Origin of the sequence: uncultured Gimesia sp. (genome assembly GCF_963976445.1) — a bacterium.
In the GTDB taxonomy this organism is placed as follows: Bacteria; Planctomycetota; Planctomycetia; order Planctomycetales; family Planctomycetaceae; genus Gimesia.
The window spans coordinates 14561-40395 of record NZ_CAXBKP010000011.1; the positions used below are offsets into that span (position 1 = coordinate 14561).

At 52.2% G+C, this 25835-nt stretch carries 23 protein-coding genes and 1 pseudogene; 12 read left to right on the top strand and 12 right to left on the bottom strand.

Annotated elements, in window-relative coordinates; all coding sequences use genetic code 11:
- Nucleotides 1-299 precede the first annotated feature (299 nt).
- From AAC022_RS13760 to AAC022_RS13770, 3 genes are all read right to left on the bottom strand, one after another.
- Nucleotides 300-1442, bottom strand: a complete 1143-nt coding sequence (locus AAC022_RS13760; RefSeq protein WP_339731773.1) for a sialidase family protein — start codon at nt 1440-1442, stop codon at nt 300-302.
- Nucleotides 1443-1501: 59 nt separating this feature from the next.
- Nucleotides 1502-1927 carry a hypothetical protein gene (locus AAC022_RS13765; RefSeq protein WP_339731775.1) on the bottom strand — a complete coding sequence of 142 codons (426 nt, stop codon included), beginning with the start codon at nt 1925-1927 and terminating at the stop codon, nt 1502-1504.
- A 64-nt stretch (nt 1928-1991) separates the two neighbouring features.
- Nucleotides 1992-2903, bottom strand: coding sequence for a DUF1559 domain-containing protein (locus AAC022_RS13770; RefSeq protein WP_339731777.1), 912 nt, complete (start codon nt 2901-2903; stop codon nt 1992-1994).
- 225 nt (nt 2904-3128) lie between these two features.
- Between AAC022_RS13770 and AAC022_RS13775 the strand changes: the two genes are divergently transcribed.
- Nucleotides 3129-3836, top strand: a complete 708-nt coding sequence (locus AAC022_RS13775) for a GntR family transcriptional regulator (protein WP_339731779.1) — start codon at nt 3129-3131, stop codon at nt 3834-3836.
- A gap of 374 nt (nt 3837-4210) precedes the next feature.
- On the opposite strand, the gene AAC022_RS13780 is transcribed toward AAC022_RS13775, so the two are convergent.
- Both AAC022_RS13780 and AAC022_RS13785 read right to left on the bottom strand, forming a co-directional pair.
- Nucleotides 4211-4558 carry a hypothetical protein gene (locus AAC022_RS13780; protein WP_339731781.1) on the bottom strand — a complete coding sequence of 116 codons (348 nt, stop codon included), beginning with the start codon at nt 4556-4558 and terminating at the stop codon, nt 4211-4213.
- Nucleotides 4559-4771: 213 nt separating this feature from the next.
- Nucleotides 4772-4873: pseudogene (locus AAC022_RS13785) on the bottom strand (IS5/IS1182 family transposase); the annotation flags it as partial.
- On the opposite strand from AAC022_RS13785, the gene AAC022_RS13790 reads away from it, so the two are divergent.
- Together AAC022_RS13790 and AAC022_RS13795 are read left to right on the top strand one after the other, a co-directional pair.
- Nucleotides 4868-5173 (top strand): FCD domain-containing protein, encoded by a 306-nt coding sequence (locus tag AAC022_RS13790; protein WP_339731783.1) that lies wholly within the window; start codon nt 4868-4870, stop codon nt 5171-5173. The pseudogene AAC022_RS13785 and the gene AAC022_RS13790 overlap by 6 nt on opposite strands.
- A gap of 279 nt (nt 5174-5452) precedes the next feature.
- Complete coding sequence (locus tag AAC022_RS13795; protein WP_339731785.1) at nt 5453-6142, top strand: hypothetical protein; 690 nt, start codon at nt 5453-5455, stop codon at nt 6140-6142.
- A 132-nt stretch (nt 6143-6274) separates the two neighbouring features.
- Here the strand turns inward: AAC022_RS13795 and AAC022_RS13800 are convergent, their stop codons facing one another.
- Both AAC022_RS13800 and AAC022_RS13805 read right to left on the bottom strand, forming a co-directional pair.
- A complete protein-coding gene (locus AAC022_RS13800; RefSeq protein WP_339731787.1) occupies nt 6275-8839 on the bottom strand; it encodes a DUF4132 domain-containing protein in 2565 nt (854 codons plus the stop codon).
- A 73-nt stretch (nt 8840-8912) separates the two neighbouring features.
- Complete coding sequence (locus AAC022_RS13805; protein ID WP_339731789.1) at nt 8913-9311, bottom strand: hypothetical protein; 399 nt, start codon at nt 9309-9311, stop codon at nt 8913-8915.
- A gap of 650 nt (nt 9312-9961) precedes the next feature.
- Between AAC022_RS13805 and AAC022_RS13810 the strand changes: the two genes are divergently transcribed.
- Nucleotides 9962-10528 carry a transposase gene (locus AAC022_RS13810; protein ID WP_339731790.1) on the top strand — a complete coding sequence of 189 codons (567 nt, stop codon included), beginning with the start codon at nt 9962-9964 and terminating at the stop codon, nt 10526-10528.
- Nucleotides 10529-10761: 233 nt separating this feature from the next.
- Here AAC022_RS13810 and AAC022_RS13815 read toward each other — a convergent pair whose 3' ends face one another.
- Nucleotides 10762-11220 carry a hypothetical protein gene (locus tag AAC022_RS13815; protein ID WP_339731791.1) on the bottom strand — a complete coding sequence of 153 codons (459 nt, stop codon included), beginning with the start codon at nt 11218-11220 and terminating at the stop codon, nt 10762-10764.
- Between the two features lie 49 nt (nt 11221-11269).
- Here AAC022_RS13815 and AAC022_RS13820 point away from each other — a divergent pair, with 49 nt between their 5' ends.
- The gene (locus AAC022_RS13820) at nt 11270-11620 is read left to right on the top strand and encodes a hypothetical protein (RefSeq protein WP_339731793.1); all 351 of its coding nucleotides are present in this window, start codon (nt 11270-11272) and stop codon (nt 11618-11620) included.
- Nucleotides 11621-11630: 10 nt separating this feature from the next.
- On the opposite strand, the gene hisD is transcribed toward AAC022_RS13820, so the two are convergent.
- Together hisD and glyA are read right to left on the bottom strand one after the other, a co-directional pair.
- Nucleotides 11631-13010: a histidinol dehydrogenase gene (hisD, locus tag AAC022_RS13825; protein WP_339731794.1), complete on the bottom strand. Its 1380-nt coding sequence runs from the start codon at nt 13008-13010 to the stop codon at nt 11631-11633.
- A 9-nt stretch (nt 13011-13019) separates the two neighbouring features.
- A complete protein-coding gene (gene glyA, locus AAC022_RS13830; protein ID WP_339731795.1) occupies nt 13020-14261 on the bottom strand; it encodes a serine hydroxymethyltransferase in 1242 nt (413 codons plus the stop codon).
- A gap of 238 nt (nt 14262-14499) precedes the next feature.
- On the opposite strand from glyA, the gene AAC022_RS13835 reads away from it, so the two are divergent.
- The 5 genes from AAC022_RS13835 (at nt 14500) to AAC022_RS13855 (ending at nt 20952) form a co-directional block, all read left to right on the top strand.
- On the top strand, nt 14500-15765 hold the full coding sequence (locus AAC022_RS13835) for a tetratricopeptide repeat protein (RefSeq protein ID WP_339731797.1): 1266 nt from the start codon (nt 14500-14502) through the stop codon (nt 15763-15765).
- Between the two features lie 168 nt (nt 15766-15933).
- Nucleotides 15934-17112, top strand: a complete 1179-nt coding sequence (locus tag AAC022_RS13840; protein WP_339731799.1) for an enolase C-terminal domain-like protein — start codon at nt 15934-15936, stop codon at nt 17110-17112.
- A 64-nt stretch (nt 17113-17176) separates the two neighbouring features.
- Nucleotides 17177-18568 (top strand): alkaline ceramidase, encoded by a 1392-nt coding sequence (locus AAC022_RS13845; protein WP_339731801.1) that lies wholly within the window; start codon nt 17177-17179, stop codon nt 18566-18568.
- Between the two features lie 72 nt (nt 18569-18640).
- Nucleotides 18641-19546: a dihydrodipicolinate synthase family protein gene (locus tag AAC022_RS13850; RefSeq protein ID WP_339731803.1), complete on the top strand. Its 906-nt coding sequence runs from the start codon at nt 18641-18643 to the stop codon at nt 19544-19546.
- A gap of 35 nt (nt 19547-19581) precedes the next feature.
- Nucleotides 19582-20952 carry an MFS transporter gene (locus tag AAC022_RS13855; RefSeq protein WP_339731804.1) on the top strand — a complete coding sequence of 457 codons (1371 nt, stop codon included), beginning with the start codon at nt 19582-19584 and terminating at the stop codon, nt 20950-20952.
- 66 nt (nt 20953-21018) lie between these two features.
- On the opposite strand, the gene AAC022_RS13860 is transcribed toward AAC022_RS13855, so the two are convergent.
- Both AAC022_RS13860 and AAC022_RS13865 read right to left on the bottom strand, forming a co-directional pair.
- Nucleotides 21019-21210, bottom strand: a complete 192-nt coding sequence (locus AAC022_RS13860) for a hypothetical protein (RefSeq protein WP_339731806.1) — start codon at nt 21208-21210, stop codon at nt 21019-21021.
- Nucleotides 21211-21250: 40 nt separating this feature from the next.
- Nucleotides 21251-22015, bottom strand: a complete 765-nt coding sequence (locus AAC022_RS13865; protein ID WP_339731808.1) for a PIG-L family deacetylase — start codon at nt 22013-22015, stop codon at nt 21251-21253.
- Between the two features lie 223 nt (nt 22016-22238).
- Here AAC022_RS13865 and nagB point away from each other — a divergent pair, with 223 nt between their 5' ends.
- Both nagB and AAC022_RS13875 read left to right on the top strand, forming a co-directional pair.
- Nucleotides 22239-24137, top strand: a complete 1899-nt coding sequence (gene nagB, locus AAC022_RS13870) for a glucosamine-6-phosphate deaminase (protein ID WP_339731810.1) — start codon at nt 22239-22241, stop codon at nt 24135-24137.
- A gap of 329 nt (nt 24138-24466) precedes the next feature.
- Nucleotides 24467-25834, top strand: a complete 1368-nt coding sequence (locus AAC022_RS13875; protein WP_339731812.1) for a TlpA disulfide reductase family protein — start codon at nt 24467-24469, stop codon at nt 25832-25834.
- Nucleotide 25835: the final 1 nt, after the last annotated feature.

The window sequence follows — 25835 nt, forward strand, 5'->3', positions numbered from 1 at the left end:
ATGGTTAGCATTTGGGAGTCGCCGTTTTTTGATTGGGATCGTTTCTCGAATCGTGGCGTAGGGGCAGGTCTATGTGCCTGCCCGCCTTGTAGGGATCGATGTTAGATCACGCTTCTAAAGGGACCGGCTAAAGCGTTCGCGTGGTATCACACATGGTACATCGATAGCGCGGGCGACCACACAGGGGCGCCCCTATGGGTGCGATGAGGGGATTTCTCAAGTATTGTCATCAAACCAACAGTGCCACCGATGCAGGCAATCGGATGTGGCACTGAAGGCTATTGAACTTGGATGATAGTTTAATTATCGGATTTTGGTGGTAAATCGTCTAATTTGAAACGGACGGAGACGACCGAATTCTTGGCGGCATCATCGCGATATTTCACATACGTGGTTGCGACGATGGTTCCGTCCGGCAGGAGTTCGACTCCCGGGTATCCGCAGTCCCCTTTGCGACCGTGATGGTGCAACAACTTGATGCGATATTTGCCGTCGCGACCGTTGACGATGTCATCGTAGGTGCCGACCCAGGCGACAAAATGACCACGAGTGGAACTGCCGGGCGCCTGATCGCGGAAGCAGACGACCAACTGACCATCTTTGGTAAAGACCTCTTTGTGTCGATCGCCACTTAATCCCCAGGGCGTGTCGACCGGTTTCGTCCATGTCTTGCCATCATTATTGCTGAACATCATCAGGCTGCGGCCTTTGTGTGTATTTTCACGTAGCAGGCAGCAAAGCTGTTTTCCATCGGGACTGCGAAATACACATGGTTCACATGGGTTTTTGCCTTTGACTTCCGCCACCACGCGGGGCTTCGACCAATTGAAACCACCATCATCGGAGATGGTCTGTAAGACAACCAACGGAGCACGGTCTTTTCCATCGGGGCCTTTGTGGTACAGACCCAGATAGCGGCCGTCTTTTAACTGCACCATGCTGCTGAAGGTCATCACGCAGGGAAAACCGAGCGGGGGCATTTCTTTCCAGGTCTTGCCAGCATCTTCGCTCATGATGCTGGGCATACCAGGGCCACCTCGTTTTCCTTTTGCAGCGGAGAATACCCAGAGCCGTGCTTTGCCAGCCGGGTCTACCATGCGGTAGATGCTGGGGCAATTCTGATGTGTGGAGTAACCGGCGGGTAATATTTTATCGATCCGTTGCCAGGTTTTTCCACCATCATTGCTCTTTGACATCGGTCCGGCCGAGCCGCCATGATTGACACACCAGACGGCAAAGATGGTTTTCTGATCGGGCATCAGCAGTGTTGTGGGATGCCCTTGATAGACTTTGGGAGTTCCGGCTGCGATGACGGTTTGACGGTCTGTCTGGTTGGAAATATCCACGATTGGCAGTGGATCGGCGGCGTGTAAGTTGAACTGGGAGCCGCCGATGGCGAACAGGGTCAGCAATAGCGTCTGCAGTGAAAGCAGGGATTTCATAGGTGGGTTTTCCTTGAGTTGCAAAAGGGAATCTATGTTGTTGGTGGGAAATCAGACTCTTATGGTGTCAGGTCAAAGTTTTTCTCAAAGGGTTCCGAACTCGGTTTGATTTCCACAGTCAGTTCGGTTTTCTCATTATAACGTGCGGGCAAATATTGTCTGGTTGGAATTTCTTCAGGACCGCCATCGGCTACAATTTTGACGTCAGCTTCGGGGCGTTCTGCCGTGATTTTGACCTGGCAGGCGCCGATAGGGACTCCCCCTTTATTTTCGACGCGATATTGTCCGTCAATAATGGCTGCGCCGGCCTGGGGCGCTTCCCTGCCAGCGGCGGGAAGAAACCAGATCTGGCCTTGCGATACCGGTTTTCCTTCGAAGGTGACTTTGCCCGTCACAATCGCCCGGTCCGGCCCTGTGGCTGCTGCGCCGCAGCCTGCGAGGGAGAGGCTCAGTGCGAATGTGATTGTCAATAAATGAAATTTCATCGGTACGCCTCTAGTAGATCTCTTGAGAAGGATTGTGCACAGAAAACTTGAGTCACAGGAACTGTTACTGTCCGAATGCGGAGACTGCTTCGCGGCCGATGCGTGTGGTCACGCTTGTCAGAACGCCGGAATCAATGTTTTCAGAAACAAAGTGCACACTGCCGTCTGCCAGTAAAAAATGACAACCCCCTACATGCCAGCTGGAAGCCTGCTGACCACGAAGGCTCCAGGTTCCGTTACCGGGAGTCGTATTGGGACCATTAATGCCGCCAGCCGTGTCGATATGATTCACCACACTCCAGTAATTACAGTCAAACGATCCAGGCAAGCCGCCGGTGACTTCACCAACCATCAGCGTGTTGCTCGTACCATCGATGACGTCACGGATTTTCGTATTGGAGTTGTTGTACAAGATACCGTCGCCGTCGGAACGACCCCAGTTCGCAGCACATTCCCAGTCTCGCGAATCAGCGACGCCGGCCATGTTAGAACGTCCAAGGTCATCTTTATTCCCTGGGCCGCCGTTATTGATGCCACCCGTGCGGTTACAGCGCGCCTCCGATTGAGGATCAGAAGGGCAGATGAAGATCGGGATCGTGGCACCGACAGCCTGAATACTGTTGGAGGGGGCTACGTTGTAGTTTGTGCTGAAATCGAAGTTGTTATACACGGCATTTGATTCCAGGAACGGGAGAATCATAGCGCCCCAGCTGTAGCGATAGACATTGTTTTGCGACCAGACGCCCCCCGAGCAGCCACGACCCGAGTCGCGATGATCAGAGAGGGGAAATGAGCGGTGTGTCTCATGGTAGTTGTGCAGCGCCAGTCCCACCTGCTTAAAGTTGTTTTTACAACTGGAGCGGCGGGCCGCTTCGCGGGCCTGCTGAACGGCAGGGAGTAGAATGGCGATTAAGATTGCAATAATGGCAATCACGACCAGCAGTTCAATCAGTGTAAATCCGCGCTTGATTTTCATGATTCTCTCCGGAAGAGACAGGTGAATGAGGGGAAATGAATTTGATCGCTGTTCGATCAGTTCAGGTTGATTATCAAAAATGATCCAATTCGCCTTTGAAACAGGCTGTTTTGAGTAAATGAACGGACTTATGTTAAAAGAGGTTGACCGTTGGGATAACGTGTTATAACATGATGTTACATATTGTCAGCAATTTGAATTCGCTTGTCAACAAGAAAATGAAGAATGTATGAAGTCACCGAAAATCTGGCGGATCGCGCTTATCGATTTATCAAGCAGGAAATGCAGGACGGGACCCTCGTTCCCGGCGTGCAGCTGGTGAACCGGAAGCTGGCGTCGAAAATCGGCGTGAGTGTGATTCCAGTGCGGGAGGCCATTCATCGGCTGGTATCAGAAGGGCTGGTCGAGCATGTTCCTGGCGCGGGGGCCTTTGTACGGAATCCGAATCGCGAAGATCTGGAAGAACTGTATGTGCTACGGGATGCGTTAGAAAGCTGTGCGGCTGCGGAGGCGGCCCGGTACATTACGCCGCACCAACTGGATGACCTTGACGCACTGCTGGAGGAATTCCATGAAATTCGAGAGCTGATCCGCGGCCGGAGCGACGGACATGCCACGCCGGCGCAGTTTCATCGCTGGCTGGATCTGGAAGAAGCCTTCCATCAAATCGTGATTGATGCTTCGCGTAATCGTCTGATTGCCAAAGTGATTCGGGAACATCGTGCGGTGTCGACTGTGTTCGAGTCACAGCGGAGCAGCTCGAAACTGTTGACGCTGGATCTGGCGGAAAAAACCTGTGACAGCAAGGAGCAATTGCTGGCAGCGCTGCACGCCAGCAATGGTCCCCTGGCCCGCGAAGTGATGAGTGCCCAAATACAACGCGGCTGCCGCGACGTACTGGCCTTTTTACGACAGCAGGAACGCCGGTCTTAACTCAAGCCAACAGTGCTATCACGAACATTGTGAAGCCGCACATCAACACTACATGTTTTTACTACCACGAAAAACACAAAAGCACACGAAAAATTTCAGACATGGTTGACGGACAAACCAGAGTCGCATTGCCTGAGTCGTTTTCGTAGGGCGCGGACCCATGTGTCCGCCCGCCTGGCGGGTTTCGATACTAAATCACACTAGTGAAGGAACCGGCTAAAACGTTCGAGCGTCTTCTCGCAAAGCACGTCGCAACAGCGGGGAGACACATGGGGCTCCCCCTACATTTTCTGTGGGGCTGCGTTTTCTCACTCACCGAAGCCCCGAGCTAAAACTGACCGCTGTGAGGCGAAACCAAAAGACCACCAGTGGGGCTATTCTTCAAAAAAAGCTGTGTCTTGTTCACGTTCTGGGTCGTAATTGAAATCCACGATGCAGTCCATCGAAGATGTAACTGTCATGAACAAGCCATACCATTCTGGTCCGGCAGAATCGCGACAACTACCCAAAGAGATTAGTAACAGATCGATCATATTATTTGACTTCACTGATACTGTATCCTCACTAATTGTATCTACACGAATCTTTGCCAAGACCCCTCCACAATGATCATAGCGAGCATCTAGCGTTAGCGTTTTCCACTGGTTTGCTAACTCAGACTCGCCCAACTTGAAAAGTGCCTCACCGAGCTGTTTGATTAATGCGTCTAGTTTTTTATCCATTTGCTACCTCTTAAAGTCCCAATAGTTCTTTCAGAGTGCTTTTCTCAGTTCTCGTCAATACGGCTGTTGCATCATTCGTAAAATACCTTCATAAAGGTTCTTCCGCCTTTCGTCACCTCGATTTTAATATGAGTAGAGGGTATCTCAAAACCTTTTTAATAGTGTAGATAAACACCCAAAAATTACAAAGCTTTCGTAGAGGTAATCGTGATATTCCCAGCGTGTGACACTGCGACGATAGTTGTGCAACCAGGCAATACTATGCTCCACAATCCAACGTCGTTTGAAGCGTGGGAGTTTTCGACCATCTTGCGTCGGCGGCTTGACTGTGAAGAGGCCTTTCATGAAATCGTGATCGATGCGTCTCTCAACCGGTTGATTGCAAAAGTGATTCGAGAACATCGCGCTGTAACGACCGTGTTTGAGTCTCAGCGAAACAGTTCCAAATTGCTGGCGCTGGAGTTAGCCGAAAAAACCTGTGACAGCAAGGAGCAATTGCTGGCAGCGCTGCACGCCGGCGATGGTCCCCTGGCCCGCGAAGTGATGAGTGCCCAAATACAACGCGGCTGCCGCGACGTATTGGCCTTTTTACGACAGCAGGAACGCCGTTCTTAACACAAGCCAACTGTGCGACACGCTGACGCTGCTGTCACGCGCATTGTGAAGCCACGCTTCAATACAAAATGTATTTACTACCACGAAAGGCACGAAAGCACACGAAAATCTTTAGACAGGGCTGACGGACAAACCAGAGTCGCATTGCCTAAATGGTCTTTGTAGGGCACGGACCCAACAATGCCGCCCGTCTGGTGTTGCGGGTGGCATTGTTGGGCGGCCTGAATTATGATTATGGCTTTCAAAAATGATCGCCCTGCTTCCCCGGAGAGAAATTCAATGGCAGTCCGTCCCGTCTATGTACCAAAGACTGACACCCCTGGAGTCATTGTCAGGGATGTCACGTTTCAATGGTTTCCCGGCTTTTCCACTGCGCAGAAACAGAGATCGATTGATGCATTGCATGGTGCTGCCAAAGAACTGGGAATCCATCCTGTTTTAGAGATCTCCAGTAAATCCAAAGTGGAGTTCGGAGTTCAACTCAGTGCTTTTCATCTGACACTGACATCTGAGGTAAGTTGCCAGGTCTTTTCTGTGGAGACTGCTTTTCAGGGGAGTAAAGTATTCGAAAATGGGGGACCCTACGTTGATCTGCTGGAGGGTACCTCAAGACAGGCAAAGAAAGATGAACGGTTGAGGAATTCGGGAAAACTGGCCCGGTTTGAATATTTCGGGAAAACCTATCCGTTGCAGCCACGTACTTTCTTTTATGACTGGCTGTATCTGAATGCGCTCCAGCACCAGCCGGGAATGGCGGAGCGTCTGATGAAGTATCAGGGGTTTACCGATATTGAATTCAACCCGAAGAAATCGATCAATTGCCAGGCCTATTCAGCAGCCTTATATGTTTCGATTCTGGCTTCCGGTGGGATCGAAGAAGTCATGTCTTCACCTGAGACCTTCTTAGAACGTCTACAACACGAATATGAAGCCAGAGATCAAATCCTGGCACTTCAACATGATTTGTAATGAACTGTTTCCAGGTCAGAGCCGATTATCAGTCGGGAAATGATGTTCGGGAGTAGTCGTTTTTTGGGTTGGGATGGTTTTTCGAACATTGTTGGTAAGCCGACTGTGCCACTTGGTCGGGACTGGGCTTGCTTACGAGCTTATATTGATCTGACTGAGGATCGTGGGGTCTTTGATTTTTTTGTCTTCTGCCAGCAGAAAGGCTTTGCTGAGGATGATCGAGAGCATGTTGTCTCCTTCGAAGGGCAGAAACAGGTTCCCTGATGTTTTGTCGACAGCGGATTGTTTACGAACGATGCAGAGATATTCGTCGTTGGGAGACATTAAAATATTGCTGCTTCCCAGGTGGATTTTGTACGTCCGCACCGATCCCTGGACCACCAGAAATTTATCTTCAAACGAACATTGTTTGGCGATTTTGAGTCGCGGGATCAGACGCTGCAATATTTCCTTGCGGGTCTGGGCAGACTCAGTTAAATCGCCGAACGAGTAACTTTGCCAGTAGGTGGCGTAAGGGCCTTCCGGCCCTCCATCGGACCAGGTCGGATCGTTGGCAACAGAAGCCACGCCGACAAACAGGTCGACATCGCGCAGCAACTCGCTGAGCACCAGCGGGGGAATTTCTGCTACCTCAATCGGGGTATTGCTCGCATCCTCGCCCCAGGCGGTGTAAGCACCTCCGCTGGCATGTGCAGTGTGTTCTGCTGCAGTGAGCGGATAAAAACGGACCTGATCGGTGGCGAGATAGAGATACGTGCCGGTTTCGTTCGTGTCGACTCCATAATTGTCTCCCACTCCTTCCACCCAGAATTCGACGCGCAAGTCCCATTTGGGAAGCAATTTCATGGCGGGAAAGTAGGCATCATCGACCATCAGCCGCAATTGGTTTTTCCACCCTCGGGCAGCGCAGAGCGCGTTGAACTGATGCTGCTTTATAATATGAGCTGCGTAACGATTTGAATAAACGTTTGTGTTACGTTCTGCGTCTGTCAGTAGATAGACTTCACGGTGGGCCTGTTTGAAGGGCTGCTGGACTTCGTGTTCTTCCAGCCATTCCCGCCAGGCAAGAACCTCCTCCGTCGGCACTTCGATGGGATGCCAGAGTTCAACGGTGGTATTCTGATTCAGATTACTGAGCGGCTGGCTGTCCCGGTCGACAAGTTGGCCTTTCAGCCAGATCCCGACGACGACTTCCGCGCCGGTTTTGAAACGCCAGATAATCCGCCGGGCCAGAGTTCCCACCAGGGGATGGTAGAGATACCGTTCCTTCCATGTTTCGAAGGACCATTCTTTCTGTTCCAGGAACAGGTTGTCGATGCGTTCTCGTTGCGCGGGCAGCATCTTCTGGATGTCTTTGGCGCTGGCCTTGAGTTCTTTCAGCTCTTCCGGAAACTCTTTTTTGACCGCAGCCGGGATTGACTTCTGAGTCTTGCCGTCTGGTTTCAGCCACTGTAGTTGTGTCGTGGTGGTTCCGGTAATATTAAGCTGGGCCGTGAATTCCCCCAATGTTTCTTTCAATTGGCCAACTGCCGTCAGCCCGTAGGCGGGAACCCCCATTTCTTCGATTTCATCGCGGGGAACATTCATGCGTTCGGCGGTCGCATGTAATGCTTTCTCAATCCCAATTTGCGCGGTTCCGAATTTGATCTTCACTTTGAGAAATGCCAGTTGGCCGAGAGCCACTTGACTGGGAATTTGACCGAGCGACCAGACACAGGCATTGCCCACTTTGACCGCGCGGGCACCAGCGCCGGGAACTTTTTTATAGGTAGAAATGGCTAAGGACGCGATGGCTCGTGCCAGCTTTGACTCCTCGATCAGGCTACAGCTCCAGAGTAGCCCCTTGAGCGTATCCTGGTGTATATCGACTAGCATCAGGTTGGGGTCGGGGCCCCAGTGATTTCTTCCTAAAGTTTTCGTGCGGGGTTGATCGATCAGGGGAAACCATTTTAATACCGACTCGATGAATGGTTCTTGTCCCAGTTTGTTGAGCAGAGATTCCGCTGTTTTCAGCCATTTTTCCGAAGGCTTGCCTGCCGACGCGGTCTGGCAATGTGCCAGCAATGCCCCCCATGCATTTCGTTGGGGGGCGGTCATCTCCTGACTGTCAGCCAGTGCCGCGTCCGACCAGGCTTCTCCCGGCTGCAGAGGGAATCTACCATGATTGGTAATGAGATTTTGGAATTTTTTGTTAAGTTGGAACGCTGCCCCGGTATTCATTTTCAGCAGTCTTTCCGAGAGTGCAGACAGAGCCTGGTTCAGTTGCTCATCGGGCTCTGCTCCTGACTTTTTCAGAGAACTTAGAATGTGATTGACAAAGGCATAAATCTGCGGATGGTGCCCTCTCGTTTGGGCGCAACAATCTGCCAGCCAGGCATATTCCGGCATCGTGAACGGAAGGTTTCGACGTAGTAGTCGGGCTGCCATATGGGCTGGGGTATTTGAATTGGCAGGTCGCTGGTCCGGCAGAGACTCATACAAAATTTTAAGACACTCTGGCCAGTCTGCAGAGTTACGATCATGGTATCTCAATCCGAATGCCAGAAAGATGAAATCTTTCTGAACGTCTTTTTTTTCTTTCAGGGTTTCCTGAACGACAGGGAGACTGGCAATACTGTCGAAATCATAAACGTCTTTGTCTTTGGCATCAGCCACTAACTGTCGATAAAGTTCGTCAGCGCGGGGAGAATATTTCATGGGAGTGAATCTGTCTTGTGTTTTATTGTTCGTGGAGTGGTCGGGCTAAACCCGTAGACTAAGTGACCGCGATTTAGCCTCCCACGAGCAAAGTTAGCTTCAGGAACGTCACTTCTGATTGCGGAGTGATCGTAATTTCTTCGTCCAGAGATTCTGCCTGCCGCTCGTTGACCAGGATCAGCACCTGATTGCGTTCAAACGCCTCGATGACCTTTTCGTACTGTTGATTCCAGTCGATCTCACGGCGTGTTTTCTGTTTGAAGCCGTTGAGTGTTTCTTCGGTATCGGTGGGACGCACCAGACCATTAAAATGCTCGAGTTGTTTTGTGTTAAAGTCTTTCACTTCCTGATAAACCCGGCTGCGAATCAACTCGCGCACGGTAATCGTTTCGGTCAGAAATTCGAGCGTCAGTTCCCCGGTAATTTTCCCGGCCATGGTTTCATCACGAATCGTCAAAGTGGTCGCTGACATAAAGGTATCCTTCTGAAAGAACTCGATGAACCGTAGTACGCACTGAGTGAACTGGCTGCGAGATCACTTTATTAGTGATGCTGTTCGATTGTACTTTTTGTGGGTTTCTGATGCCAGTGTGTCTTGGCAGGATACGCGGAACCATTCCAACTATTTACATAGGGTGGGGATCGTTTCTCGAATCGTGGCGTAGGGACAGGTCTATGTGCCTGCCCGCCTGTTGGGGTTCGATGCTGGGGCACGCTTCCAAAGGGACCGGCTAAAGTGTTCGAGTGGTTTTACACCTGGTACGTCGATATTGCGGGCGACCACATAGGGTCGCCCCTACTTTTGAGATGGTAGTATTTGGGAGCGGTCATTTTTTGATTGGGATTGTTTCTCGAATCGTGGCGTAGGGACAGGTCTATGTGCCTGCCCGCCTGTTGGGGTTCGATGCTGGGGCACGCTTCCAAAGGGACCGGCTAAAGTGTTCGAGTGGTTTTACACCTGGTACGTCGATATTGCGGGCGACCACATAGGGTCGCCCCTACGAAAATATTCTCTTTATCGTATTTTCTAATTGAAGTCAGAATCTGTGTTCACTAGTCTGGAACTATGATCTACGGCCACATTGTCTCAAGGTATTACCTTCACCCAAACGAGCAACAATCATGAACCAGCCACGACGGAAATCGATCCGACTGAAAGGGGATGATTATTCGCAAGCTGGCTTTTATTTCATTACTATTTGCACGCAAAATCAATTATGTCTCTTTGGTGAAATTCAGCTTAACGGGGAAATGAAACCAAATTCAGCAGGATGCATGATTGAAAAATGGTGGTTAGAATTGTCACGCAAATTTCCGACGGTGACACTTCATGAGCGCATCGTAATGCCAAATCATTTTCATGGTATTCTTCAAATAGACCACACCAGTGAAGTAAATGACAGAGCGAAAGAATTCACACCTGTCAAAATTACTGATCAAATTGAGCAGTTACACATCTCTCCTACTTCCCTGGCTTCAATCATTGGCTGGTTTAAGTCGATGACGATGAATGAATATATTCGACAGGTGAAATCGCAAGGTTGGCCACCTTTTCATCAGCGATTATGGCAACGGAATTACTATGAGCACATTATTCAGGATGAAGATGCGTGGCAAGAAATTTCAGATTATATTCGGACAAATCCTCAGCGTTGGATCGATGACAAATATTATCGTTACGAAAAATAGGGCACGATGATCAGAATTCCCCAATCGTGGCGTAGGGGCAGGTCTATGTGCCTGCCCGCCTTGTGGGGTTCGATGCTGGATCACGCTTCCAAAGGGACCGGCTAAATGGTTCGAGTGGTTTTACACATGGTCCGTCGATAGCGCGGGCGACCACATAGGGTCGCCCCTACGATTGTGGTGGGGTGTTTCTTCACCACGATGCAAATCTTCCCTTCTCTCTCTCGTGCCGATGTCTATGATTCTGTTTCTCGGCTCTTGATCGGCTGATTCTTACAGGCATCTTTGAGTTCTTCGTCGGTCATGTTTTGAACTTGCTGGGCAGTGAGCTTTGGCTTGCTCTTTTGGTGGTCGTGTCTGTGGATTTCGAGGCCGAGGAGTTTGTCGAGGCGTTTGCGGGCGTGGAGACGTTCGGTTACAGAACGTTTTTCATTTGCGATGATGTCGCGATAAAATTGGTGGGATTCGGCACGGTGTTGAAGGATGTCTTCATCCATGCACTCATCCATTTCGTGGCGGGCGCGGGTCATGTAACGTTCGACGGAACGCCGGCTGAGATGGTATTTGCCGGCAATCGCGGTTTTGATATCAGAGGGGTAACTTCCCATGGCGAGCATTCTTTTGACAAGCCTGAGGGCTTGCGTTTTTTGTTCTTCGGTAAGACTCATACGGGGTTTGCGATTGGAGTCGGTCATGGACGTGTTACCTTTCTTTAACGATTGTTTCATAAAATGGACTGCGAACATGTTGCATCATGTTGAACGGCGTGTGGAGGGCAATGGAAAAACGACATCCGAACTGGCGTCGATGTGCAGTGATCATGGAGTGATCCGTGATCGAGACCCTCTGATCGTGTTCCGAAGTGGATCGATCATTGACGAGACATCCCGAACTACTGCCGCAGGTTCCAGTGAAAAACGTGAAAAATCGGCGGCGTTTCAGGTGAACCTGCGGAACATGTTCGACAGATTCCAGTGGGCATTCCTCTCAACTCGCGCGCGACACCGAACAGGCTTTGTACGGATCAGCGGGAGAGCGTCAAGTCAAAATTGTGTACTGACACAGGTGCATACGTTAGAAGAACAGCATGAGTGAATAGTGTCGTTCAGTCTTGTTTGAGGCGGATGGTGACGCTGGCGGCGTGGGCGGTGAGGCCTTCTTTGTTTGCGAGCAGACAGATGCCGGGGGCGTCTTGTTTCAGACCTTCCTGGTTGTAGTAGATCACCGAGGAACGTTTGAGGAAGTCGATCGCACAGAGGCCGTTTGCGAAGCGGGCGGTGCCGCCGGTGGGAAGCACGTGCGACGGGCCGGCGTAGTAGTCGCCGGTTGCGACGGGGGTATAGTGACCCATGAAAATCGCGCCGGCGTTCTGGATTTTATCCAGTTGCTGATCGGGGTTGGCGGTCGAGATGTGCAAGTGCTCGGGTGCCAGAAGATCGGTATAGCGGGCGGCTTCGTCTTCGTCTCGAGCGAGGATCAGAGCGCCGTAGTCGAGCAGACTTTGGCGGGCGAGATCGCCGCGCGGGAGTTCGTTCAGTTGATTGACGAGCGCGGTGCGGACGGCTTCGATCAGCGGCGCGTGCCAGGTGATGAGGACGCCGGAACCGGGGCTGTGTTCGGCTTGCGAGATCAGATCGCTGGCGATGAATTTGGCATTCGCGGTTTCGTCGGCGAGCACGATGACTTCACTCGGGCCGGCGATGCTGTCGATGTCGACTTCGCCGAAGACGTGCCGTTTCGCGAGGGCGACGAACAGATTTCCGGGGCCGACAATTTTGTCGACACGTTCGATGCCTTCGACGCCGTATGCGAGAGCGGCGACGGCTTGTGCCCCGCCGACGCGGTAGATTTCGGTGATGCCCAACTCATAACAGGCGGCGAGAATGTCGGTGTTGTAGCCTCCGAAATCGGTGGGAGGGACAACGACGGCAATTTCTTTGACACCCGCGGTTTGTGCGGGAATCGCGGTCATCAGCAGCGTCGATGGATACGCGGCGGCACCGCCGGGAATGCAGACGCCGACCCGTTTCAAAGGCAGATACCGTTGACGCAGCTCGACGCGGGACTCCCCTGCCTCGCGAAGGACTTTGACGTCGTCCGGCAAGAGAGCCGACTGGAATTCGATCACGTTTTCACGAATACGACGCAGCGTAGTGAGGTACTCGGGATCGGCTTGTTCGTGAGCCGCTTTGAGTTCTTCCGCCGAGACGCGCATGGTTTCGGGGGTGAGCTGTTTGCGGTCCAGTTTTGCCGTGTAGTCGAGGAGTGCCTCGCGACCTTGATCACGCACATCGTTGCAGATCCGTTCGACGACTTCCTGTGGAGACAGGGGTTCGCCGAAGAGTTCGATCGTACGTTGTCTGCCTGCTTCCGAGACGACATTGCCGCGCGGGCTGAGCTTTTCGCGGAGTTCGCTGAAGAGCGCGGTGGCGTCGTCGCGGGTGCAGTCGATGGTCGTGATGTTGAGGTCGCTGTGCTGTGTCATGAGTCCGTATTATGCGATGCCGGGAACGGGAAAGTTTTCGGTGAATTCTGCGACTTCGCCTTTGACAGTTTCGATGTTGGAATCGTCATCGGGAGCACCGAGGACGCGAAGAATCCAAGCACCGACCTTTTTCATTTCGTCCTCTTTCATACCACGAGTCGTCAGAGCGGCGGTGCCGATCCGGATACCACTGGGGTCGAGAGGTTTACGCTGGTCGTAGGGGATCATGTTTTTGTTGACGGTGATGCCGGCTTTGTCGAGGGCTTCTTCGGCGATTTTACCGGAGAGGTCGATCGCGGTGACGTCACAGAGCATGAGGTGGTTGTCAGTACCGCCGGATGCGAGTTTGATGCCGCCTGCCATCAGGGTTTCGGCGAGCGTCTTTGCGTTGGCGACGATCTGTTGGGCGTAGACTTTGAAAGAGTCTTCGCTGGCTTCTTTGAAGCAGATCGCTTTGCCGGCGATGACGTGTTCCAGGGGGCCGCCTTGAATTCCAGGGAAAACTTCGCGGTTCAGGTCTTTGGCGTATTTCTTTTTCATCAATACGAAACCGGAACGGGGACCACGCAGGGTTTTGTGTGTGGTCGAAGTGACGAAGTCGGCGACTTCGACAGGGTTGTTATGCACTCCGCCGGCGACGAGACCAGCATAGTGAGCCATATCGACCATCAGGACCGCACCGACTTCTGCGGCGATTTCAGCGAATTTGGGGTGATCGATTTCGCGGGGATACGCAGACGCACCAGCGATGATCATTTTCGGTTTGTGTTCGCGGGCGAGTTTCGCGACTTGATCATAGTCGATCTGGTGATTGTCTTCGCGAACGCCGTAAGGGACGGGGTTGTAAAGCTTGCCCGAGAAGTTCAATTTCATGCCGTGCGTCAGGTGACCGCCGTGGGCGAGATCCATCGCCAGGAAGGTATCACCGGGTTTCAAGACGGTGAAGTAGACGGACATGTTGGCCTGAGAGCCGGAGTGTGGCTGAACGTTGGCGTATTCGGCTCCGAAGAGACTGCAGGCTCGGTCGCGGGCGATATTTTCGACGATGTCGACATATTCACAACCGCCATAATAGCGGCGACCGGGGAGCCCTTCGGCGTATTTGTTTGTGAGAATCGAGCCAGCGGCTTCCATGATGGCGGCGCTGGTGTAATTTTCAGAAGCGATCAGTTCCAGACCATGTTTCTGCCTTTGCGCTTCAGACTGAATACAGTTCCAGATTTCAGAATCAGACGACTCGAGCACGGACATTCCAATAAACTCCCATGGATATATAGTCAAAAATCGGGGTACAAACGGTACCATGAAGGGGAAATTACTTATTTTGCTCCCTTATAATGAAGGATTGCTCTGAAAGCTACCCAACGCATTCGTGTATCAGTATCCTCGGAGAAAGTTTACTGTTCAGAAGAATGATATTTTTCATTCACTTCCCTGATAACCCCCTTTTTACTCGAAATTTTCGTTTTAATGTATTATTACTTAATCTATGTCTGAAACTGACGAAGAACAACCTGATCAACTGCTACAGGGCTCCCCTGCACTTCAAAGCGAACGCGTGGTGTTTACGGGGACGCTTGCCTCAATGACACACCAGAAGGCGTGGGAGTTCGTCGAGCAGCACGGCGGTCAAGCCGCACAGCATGTGAGTCGACAAACGACGCTGCTGGTTGTCGGTGAAGAAGGCTGGCCGCTGGAAGCAGACGGTTCGCCTTCCGTGAATTTGAGCCAGGCCGAGGAGTTGATCAACGAAGGGACGCCGATTCAGATCATTAAGGAATCGGACTGGCTGGCGTTGATTGAACTGCGCGATCCGGGCGTGAATGTGGATCAGCTTTATACGCCGGCGATGTTAACGCAGATGCTGGAAGTACCTGTGACTACGATTCGTCGCTGGGAACGGCAGGGATTGATTAAGCCGGTACGAAAGATTTTCCGACTGCCCTACTTTTCGTTTCAGGAAGTGGCGAGCGTGCGGCGGCTGTCGCAGCTATTGGAATCGGGTGTGCATCCGCGGGATTTGGAAAACAGCCTGCAGCATTTGGGAAAATTCTTTAACGAGATCGACGCCCCGCTCTCTCAATTGACATTACTCTCTCAGGATGCGCAGTTGCTGTTGAAAGATGAGCATGGCCTGATCGATCTCCGGCGCGGGCAGCGGGTATTTGATTTCGGTACGGAAGAGACTGTGGTGCCTGAACTGGCGGACGAGGAATCGTTCGAAGGGACGATTGAGTTCACGGAGCATCTGAAAACGGAAGAACCAGCGGAGCGGAGTTCGGACGAATGGTTTCAGGAAGGCTGTCAGTTTCTGGATGCAGGCGATGCACAGTCGGCGATCGAAGCATTTCGGCTGGCTCTACTGGGGCAGCCTGATATGCCCGAGGCGCATTTGCATCTGGCGGAGGCGCTGTATCTGAAAGGGAATACGGAAGGCGCGCTCGAACGTTATTATACGGCGGTGGAATGGGATCACGATTACATCGAAGCCTGGACTCAGCTGGGCTGCCTGCATAACGAGCTGGGCGACCCGAAAGCGGCGCTGCATGCATTTGAGATCGCGCTGCAGGTTCACCCCGATTATCCGGACGCGCATCTGCATATCGCCGAGGTGCTGCATCAGTTGAATCGAGTTGAGGAAGCGATTCCTCACTGGAAGGTTTACCTCGAATTCGACGAAATGGGGCCTTGGGCCGATCTGGCGCGGCAACGTCTGGAAGAGTTGGAAGACGACCAGGTAGAACAGTTTTCATAATCACGGTTGTTATCTGCTGAACAGTTGAGATTCCCCTTTTTCCGGCTGCGCCGATCCCTATGATTGGGGGCGGTTCTTTTTCAATCTGGCTTGCTTCCCTGCTAAAATCGGAGTATCTTATTATTTTGGCACCAAAATAAAACTACTGCAGATGGGAAACCGACTCTGATGAAAATTGAACGCATCGAAACGCTGGTGTGTCATGCCCGGATGAGAAACTGGGTGTTTGTGAAAGTGGTCACCGATCAACCCGGCCTGATTGGCTGGGGCGAAGCCACGCTGGAGTGGCATACGCGAGGGATTGTGGGGACGATTGAAGATTTGTCTCCTCTGTTGATCGGCGAAGATCCCCGGCGCGTCGAGCATCTGTGGCAGACGATGTGGCGGCAGCATTTCTGGCATGGAAGTGGTGTGACGCGGTCAACGGCGATTGCAGGTATCGATCTGGCGTTGTGGGATATTCTGGGGAAAATTCACGGCGTGCCCTGCCATCAGTTGTGGGGTGGTCCGGTGCGGGATTACATTCGCCTGTATTGTCATCTGGGTGGTGGCAATATGGAGTCGTTCTACCAGACATCAACAGACAACGCGGCGCAGTTCGCAGAGTTGGCACAGAAAGCGGTGGCGGACGGGTTCACGGCATTCAAGTCGATGGCGGTGCCACCGACGATGCCAATTGAAGGTTTGAAACCGATCCAGGCAGCTGAAGATTGTGTGGCGGCGATGCGAGAAGCGGTCGGAGACGATATTGATATCATGGTGGATTGTCACGCCCGCCCTTCACCGGCGATGGGGATGCAGTTTGCGAAAGCACTCGATCCTTATGGTCTGTATTTCTTTGAAGAGCCTTGCTGGCCGGAATCGATGGAGAGTCTGGCACGGATCAATGCGGCGGTGACGACGCCGATTGCAACGGGCGAACGGCTGACCCATCTGGCGGCGTTTCGCGATCTGTTTGCATTACGGGGCTGTGAGATTTGTCAGCTCGATCTGACGCACTGCGGTGGTTTCACGGAGGCACGGCGGATTGCGGCTCTGGCAGACGCGCATCGGATTTCACTCGCGCCACATAACCCACAAGGGCCGGTAAGCACGGCGGCTTCGCTGGAATTCGGATTTTCACAGCCGAGCTACATTATCTGTGAGTCGGTGCATTCGGATGTTCCCTGGAGAGAGGATGTCGTGGAAGAAGGTTTTGTGATTGATCCCAAAACAAGGACGGTCACGCCAAACCAGAGGCCGGGGTTGGGAATTTCGATCAATGAAGAGGAAGTCAAAAAACATCCGTTTGAGCAGGAGACAGTGCAGCGGGTGTACTATCGAGATGGTGCGGTGGGAGACTGGTAAGCCGGTTTTGCTGGGTGCTTTGGACAGGGACTGAGATTCACGATTATTTGAAACGGAATTAGTTATGAGTGAGCGCGCAATCGAGGTGGGAACAGAGTTGGCGTTTCAGGGGCAGATCGGAGTGGCGACGGTCGATATTACGCCGCCCGTGGGGATTTATGCTCGTAACTGGGGCGCGGCGAAACATGACGTGGCCGATTCGATTCATCGTCGGCTGACTTTGAATGCGCTGGTGCTGTATGCCGCCGGTGCAGAGCAGCCTTTGATTTTTCTGGATGCCGACCTGGGCTGGTGGCGATCGTTGATTACGTTCAACCGGTTTCAGTCTCGATTACTGGAAGAGTTGGAGATTAACGAGTCGGCTTTGATTTTCGGGTTGAGTCATACCCATGCTTCTCCCCCTTTGACGGACCCTGATCCGGATTTACCGGCCAGTGAATCGCTGGCGGAGTATCTGGAGACCGTTTATCAGGCTTCTGTTAATGCAGTGCGTGCCGCGATCAACAATGTGTCGGGGGCGGTTCTGGAATGGAACACGGGACACTGTCAGTTAGCATCGATGCGAGATTTGCCTGATCCCGCTCCCCGGACAGAACGAATTCTGTGTGGCTGGAATCCGAGTGAGCCAGCGGATGATACGCTGGTGGTAGGTCGTATCAGTGATGCTGAAGGAAAATTGAAGGCGGTGATCGTGAATTACGCTTGCCATCCGACGACGCTGGCCTGGGAGAACACCGCGATCTCACCTGATTTTCCGGGAGCGATGCGGGATACGATTCAGGAAACACTGAGGGTCCCTGCTCTGTTTATGCAAGGGGCTTCGGGGGAACTGTCACCGCGGTATCAGTATGTGGGTGACACCGACGTTGCGGATCGGCATGGGCGTCAACTGGCTTATGCGACGCTCGCGACGCTGGAAGATATGGAACCGGCGGCGACGTGTCTGGAGTATCAGGGCGTGATGGAATCGGGGGCGCCACTGGCGGTGTGGAAGCATGCTGCTATCACGCCGAGTTCACTGCTCAAAGCGCTCGAAGTGAAAGTAGAACTGCCAATAAAGGATTGGCCTTCTGCGGAGGAATTGGAGCAATTACGGCAGGAGTGTCCGGATCGGGCATTGGAAGAACGTTTGCGTCGGCGGCGGAATATTCGTCGGGGAATTGGCGATGGATCAACGCTGGACTTGCCGGTCTGGGTCTGGCGCATGGGAGATACAATTCTGGTCGGCAGCCCCACCGAAGCGTATTCGATTCTGCAGCGCGAACTCAGAGAACGATTTCCAGAGCGGACGATTGTTTGTCTGAATCTGATCAATGGGACGACTGGGTATCTGGCGCCGGCGGAATTATATGACCTGGATTTGTACCAGGTGTGGCAGACGCCGTTCGAACGGGGCGGTCTGGAAATTTTGATTGAAGGGATGGCGGATGCGATTCAACGGATCATTGCCGACTAATCAGATTTTTGCAGAGAGTAACAGGAATCATTGGGAAACAGAGATCATAAACAGAGCAGGAAGGCGAAGAGCATGACGGGACTGATTCGGGGTGTGTTGCCGGTATTGCATACGCCTTTGCTGGCAGATGAAACGATTGATCGGGAATCACTGGCGCGGGAGATCGACTGGTGTTATGAGCTGGGCGCGGATGGTATCTGCGGGGCGATGGTTTCGGAAGTGCTGCGTCTGACGTATGAAGAACGGCTCGAATTGACGCGGTTGATGTCTGAGATTTCTGATGGTCGCGGGGCTGTGATCGCCAGTGTGGGAGCGGAGAGCACGCGCCAGGCTTTGGTGTTTGCCCGTCATGCCGAACAGGTAGGCTGCGATGCGGTAATGGCGATTCCGCCGGTGACGACGGCGCTGCCGGAGCCGGCTTTATGGGATTATTTTTCCGCGCTGGCCGAACAGTGTTCCCTGCCTTTGATAGTACAGGATGCGTCTTCTTACGTCGGGAATGCGATCTCGATTGATTTTTACCGCAGATTGCTGGAGCAGTACGGAGCGGAGAAAATTCGGTTCAAACCAGAGGCGTCGCCGATTGGGCCGAACCTGTCGGCGCTGCGCGATGCGACGGAAGGTCGGGCGTTGATTTATGATGGTTCGGGGGGGATTCTGCTGGTGGACGCCTATCGGCGGGGAATCAGCGGGACGATGCCGGGCGTTGATTTACTGGATGGAATTATTGCCTTGTGGAAAGCGCTGCGGGCCGGCGATGAAGCGGCGATCTACCAGATTTATTTTCCGATCTGTGCGATTGTGGCGCTCCAGTTACAGGCGGGGTTGGATGGATTTCTGGCGATTGAGAAGTATCTGATGGTCAAACGCGGGATCTTTCAATCAGAGCAACGTTGTACGCCGCACGCGTGGTCGCTCGATGAGGAAACGAAAGCGGAAGTGGATCGGCTGTTCGATTTGCTGATGCAGGCATTGTAGTAGAAGCAGGGATCTCGCTTCAGGGAGACATTGTTGTGGTTGAATCGGAAAACCGATCAGAGAGCGAACAGGCAGCGCCAACGCATGCCCGGTTCATGGTGATCACCCTGCTGTGTCTGGTGGCGGCCGTGGCGTACATCAGCCGCAATGCCATTTCGGTTCCCGCGAAGCTGATTCAGGAAGAGCTCGACATCAGCCTGACTCAGATGGGCTGGGTGATGAGCGCGTTCTTCTGGAGCTATGCCCTGTCGCAGATTCCCAGCGGCTGGATCGGACACGTCTGGGGGACGCGGCGCTCTCTGACCGCTTTTGCCATCCTGTGGTCGATCGCAACTGCCTTGACCGGATTGGTGAACGGGTTCTGGATGCTGATTGTTGTGCGTCTGATTTTTGGTATTTCGCAGGCCGGAATTTTCCCTTGTTGTGCGAGTACGATTTCCAAGTGGCTGCCCAAATCGCGGCGGGGTCTGGCCAGTGGTTTGTTGGGAAGTTTCATGTCGATCGGGAGTGCCTTGGGTGCGCTCAGCATTGGTTTACTGTTGCAAGGCATCCATTTCGGTGGTGTCGAGATTCCAGGAATGAGCTGGCGGACGATAATGTATCTCTGTGCGGTGCCGAGTTTTGTGTGGGCGATCTGGTTTTATTACTGGTTTCGGGATCGTCCTGAAAATCATCATGGCGTGAATGCCGCAGAACTGAAAATTATTTGTAATGGTGAAGTAGACCAACCGGTTGCTCAGGCGACGGTTCAGGGACGGGACGCGCATGGCGAGCCGACACCCTGGGGGAAAATTTTGACCAGTTTTTCGATGTGGATGATTTGTGCTCAGCAGTTCTTCCGGGCGGCCGGTACGATTTTTTACATGACGTGGTTTCCCGTTTATCTGCAGAAAGCACGGGGCATCACCATCGCCTCTTCGGGGATCTGGACCAGTTTTCCTCTGATGTCGTTTGTGGTGGGGAATTTTCTGGGAGGAGTCGTCGTTGACTGGGTTCTACAGCGAACCGGAAGCCGCCGCTGGAGCCGTCAGGGAGTCGCGATTGTGGCCATGTTGGGTTGCGGTCTGTGTACGCTGTGTGCTTATTTTGTGGAAGAGATGAATCTGGCGATGACGTTGATTACCATCAGCATGTTTTTTGCCGGCCTGGGGGGCGCATGCGGATATACGGTGACCATCGACAAGGGAGGCCAGCATGTCGCACCGATTTTCGGGATGATGAATATGGCGGGCAATCTGGGGGCGGCGCTGTTGCCTGTGATTGTCGGTGCGATGTTCGATGCGGGTATCTATGACGCTGTGTTGATTCTGATGACGGGGATTTATGTGACCGCGGCGTTATGCTGGATGTTATTGAATCCGAACGGGACGGTCTTTGATGAAGCGAGCGTTTCGGTGAAGGCGTAAAAAAACTCTGACTGGTGAGTGCCGATCAGAGTTTGCTGATTTTTCATGCGTGTGGTTGCTGGGAACCTATGACTGCAGACTCCAGTAGATCACATAAGCGCCGACTATGATGGTATAGCAGAATGTGATGACAAGCATCTTGGTGAGAAAGCGACCGGCACTGGCGTCTTCGGAGGCCATGGTTTCAATCTCTGCTTCTGTGTACGGCAGCGGCTGTGCTGTCGCTGCATCATCGGAGGCGGGAGTGGGATCGTTCATTTGTTTCTCTTAATTCAAGGTGCTGAAAGCAGGGACGCGATTATTTTTCCAGGAGTTCGAGTAATAGGTTACTCGAAGGATAAGGATGTCCGCAATGTTGAACAAAGGCTTCGCCGTATGCTGCGCCGATTTCTTTTCCGCGGGCTGCAGACCAGCGTTCGGTTCCATCGAGGTATTCGTCGAGTCCATGCTGCTTTCTGAGCCAGGCACGCTGACTTTCGTGGCAGGCGAGCATCTTAATTTTGAGGTCGAATGTTTCGGAAATATCGAGGATGAACTGCGGTTTGATCGGGTTCCCGAAATAGTCACAGCCTTCAATCGGATCGACATAATACAGATGCGGGATTTTTTCCGTCGGTGGTGCGGGCTGAAACTGATGTGTGGTGTAATTGGGTGCGGAGGCACCGAAGCAGGCATCTCTCACCAGTCGGCTGGTCATTTCGTGATCGCTCATGTAATCGACCGGGGGGGCGGTGATCACGATATCCGGGCGTGCTTTGCGAACGGCTTCGGTGACCCGCTGGCGAGACTCGTTGTCGACGATGATGGCCAGGTCCCGAAATTCGAGGCACATGTAGTCGGCGCCGAGCATATCGGCTGCTTTCTGGGCTTCGGCGCGGCGAACATTGGCGATTTCCACAGGGCCCATTTCGGCGCTACCACAGTCGCCGGCGGTCATTGTGGCGATGGTGATGTGACAGCCCTGATTTTTCAGGCGGGCCAAAGTACCCGCGCATTGGATTTCGATATCATCGGGATGAGCGTGAATCGCCAGAATTCGCAGAGATTCTGCCTGATTTACCATGAAAATTTCTCTCTCTGTACATTTAGGTCTAACAATTGGTAGTGAGCTTTGTGTGAGACTAGTTATAATAAACATTCATAAAAAAAACACGCGCACCGAGTGTACTGTTCGTGTGGTTACTTAAAATGACTGGCTCAACCCGGTGGAATTGGGAGTAGCGTAATCCGATTCCGCAGCGGGATTATGCCCGTTTTATTCTTGCTTAACAGGTAAACGACGTCTGATGGCCATTGATATTTCCCGTTCTGTTCATGTCACTCCGAAGTCCAAATTTGTGAGACATACGAAAGTCCCGACGGTGATTTTCGAAACGTCTTCTGAATCAGCGAAATATGTCGCCTCGGTCGTCGCCGATTTGATTCGTTCCAAAAATAAAGCCGGCGTACCCACGATTCTGGGGCTGCCGACCGGATCGACGCCTTTAGGGGTGTATCGGGAATTAATTCGCCTGCATAACGACGAGCAGCTCGATTTTTCGAACGTGATCACGTTCAATCTGGATGAATACTGGCCGATGGATCCAGAGTCGATTCACAGCTATCACAAGTTTATGCATGAGAATTTTTTCGATCATGTGAATGTCAAGCCGGAGAATATTCATATTCCCCGCGGTGATATTGCTGCGGAAGATGTTGATAGCTTCTGTGAGGAATATGAGCGAAGCATCGAGAAAATTGGGGGCCTGGATTTACAATTGCTGGGGATTGGCCGCTCTGGGCATATCGGTTTCAATGAACCGGGGAGTGCTCGCAATAGTCTGACGCGACTGGTGAACCTGGACCCTGTGACCCGCCGCGATGCCGCCAGTGGATTCTTCGGCGAAGATAATGTGCCTCATCATGCGATTACGATGGGGGTTGGCAGCATTCTGGCAGCGAAGAAAATTATCATCATGGCGTTGGGCGAACATAAAGCGTCTGTGGTGAAACGCGCTGCTGAAGATGAAGTGACTGATGAGGTATCCGCGAGCTTTCTGCAGACCCATACGAACTCTCTGTTCGCCGTTGATCGTGCGGCGGCGGCTGAGTTGACTGCTGTCAAAACTCCCTGGATTGTGGGAAATATTGAATGGACGCCTCAACTGGAGAAAAAAGCGGTGATCTGGCTTACCAAAGAGGTCGGCAAACCTCTGCTGAAGCTGGAAACAGAGGATTTTCTGCAGAATCATCTACATCAACTGATACATAAGCACGGGTCGGTCGGACAGATTCGACAGGGCGTCTTTGATGAGCTACTGGAAGGAATCTGTACGAAACCGGCGGGAATAGATCCGAAGCGAGTGATCGTTTTCAGCCCTCATCCGGATGATGACGTGATTTCGATGGGAGGCACGCTGATTACTCTTGCTGATCAGGGGCACGATGTTTATATCGCTTATATGACCAGCGGAAATATCGCCGTGTTTGATCATGATGCGTTACGGCATATTGACTTTGTGCTGGAGTTCCATAAGCTGTTCCATCCTGAAGATCAAGCGACGCTGCAACATTTGCAGAAGCTGAGAGAAGATATCGACAGTAAAAATGCCGGAGATCTGGACACACCCGAGATGCTGGGAATCAAAGGGTTGATCCGCAAGACGGAAGCGACCGCCGGTGCGGAAGTCGCCGGGGTTCCGGAAGAGTGTTTACGGTTCCTGAATCTGCCTTTCTATCAGACGGGGCAGGTTTCGAAAAAGCCGATCGGCGAAGAGGATGTTGCTATCGTCGCCGATTTATTACGTGAGATCAATCCGGATCAGATTTATGTGGCCGGTGATCTTTCTGACCCGCATGGAACTCACCGGGTGTGTGCCGAGGCGGTGATTAACGCCGTCGATGTGGTTGCCGAGGAAGGGATCGCTCCTGAATTCTGGATGTACCGCGGTGCCTGGGAAGAGTATGAACCGCACGAGATTGAACGTGCGATTCCGCTGAGTCCCGAAGTCGTTTTGAGAAAGCGGGAAGCGATTTTTAAGCATGAGTCACAGAAGGACAGTGCTTTTTATCCTGGCAGTGACAAGCGGGAGTTCTGGGTTCGAGCAGAAGATCGAACTCGGAATACAGCAACGGTTTACAATCAGCTTGGGTTGCCGGAATACTTCGCGATTGAAGCCTTCAAGCACTATCATGGCGAGTTGTGAGTTCATCAGGGTGCTGCTGGTGTGGAATTCGATCGAGAAAAGATTTCTGAAATCGGGGGCCAGATTGTAATTTTTGCCAGCTTCGTCTTGCCTTGAATGTGCTATTTGTCGTAAAACTCGTGCCATCAAGTGTTTTAGCCCGAATTCAGATTTGCAGGAATGCCTGCTGAAGCATTTGACCTGAGTCTGCTTGAAGTGTGCCTTCTGGTCTCTTTGAGTAAGCTTGATCGATAATTTTGCTGAGGGAATGGCAGGATTCGTTTTCAAAGATTTCGCTACCTCGGTTCTTCAGATATTACTGACTCTCAAAGGAAGGAGAGGTATAGGCCATGAGGCATCGACACCATCTCATCGCGGTTGCAGCGTGCTTGTTATTAGTGACTCAGTTTGGTTGTGGGGGCGGAGATAGCCCATCACAAACCGCGGGCAATCCCATTGATGGCAAGTTGGAGGGAGCGCCTGCCGACTCACAAAACACACAACAGCCTTCTGCTGAAATTAAGCAGGTCTCCTCAACGGGGCCGGCATTGAAGTCGAATGCGAATGTCATTCAGACAGCCAGTCTGTCGCGTGACAAGCTCGACATGGATGATCTCGATAACGATTCTTCTTCACTGGCAAATGAAGAGGTTAAAATTGAGGCATTGAAAGAAGGTTCCGCAGAGTGGAATGTGCGTGAGATCACACGTTTGAAAGTGCAGGCCTTGCCCAAAACGGAAATCGTTGATGAATTAAGAACAGCACGTGCAGCGCGGAATAAGAAAATCATTCTACTGGCGATGGAAGCAGTCAAGCAGACGCATGCAAACAAGGAAAAGCACCGGCTGTTTTCGGTTTGTGTTCGTCATCTGTTAGACGCGCATCTGCAGCTTGCATTAGAGGGAGACCAGGACAGTATTGATGCTTTGTATGATCATTCTGAGTCTTTGTTTAAACGCGATCCGAATTCTCCTTCTGCAGCGGATGCTGGTTTTTCCGTTGCTAAGTTTGCGAATACGAGTGCACAGCGATTTGCACAGCAGGAACCCCGTTGGATTGAAGAATTTGTCAAGCAGTCTCGTCTGTTTGCATCACGATTTCCGAAGGAAACCATTCGTGCTCCTCAATTACTGAGGGCTGCTGCGGAAACCTGTCAGTTATATGGTATGAATCAGCGGGCACTGGACTGCTGCCTGGATCTGGAAGCCCGATTTCCTAAAAGCAGCGAAACGGCAAAAGTGTCCGGTTTAACGCGTCGGCTACGGTTAAAAGGTCAACCACTGCATCTGGCGGGAGAAACGATCGAAGGCGGATTTGTTTCGATTGATGATTACAAAGGGAGCGTGGTGCTGGTCGTGTTCTGGGCGACAACTGCTAAGCCTTTTATTGAGCAACTGCCTCAGATTCAGACACTGTCCCAAAAATATCGCAAGTATGGTTTTGAAATTGTGGGTGTGAACCTGGATGAAGAAGAGCCTGCCATTGATGCGTTTCAAGAAAAGACATCGCTTGACTGGCGACAGATCTTCTATTCATCACGGGATAAGCGGGGATGGAATAATCCTGCCGCCGTTTATTATGGGGTGCGAAGTGTTCCCATGCTGATGCTGGTCGATCATACGGGTGTGACAGAAGTGGTTACATCCAACGCCGGCGAATTGGAAGAACCTTTGCGGGCATTGCTGCGAAAGAAGACCACAGCGACGAATGCGAAATAGC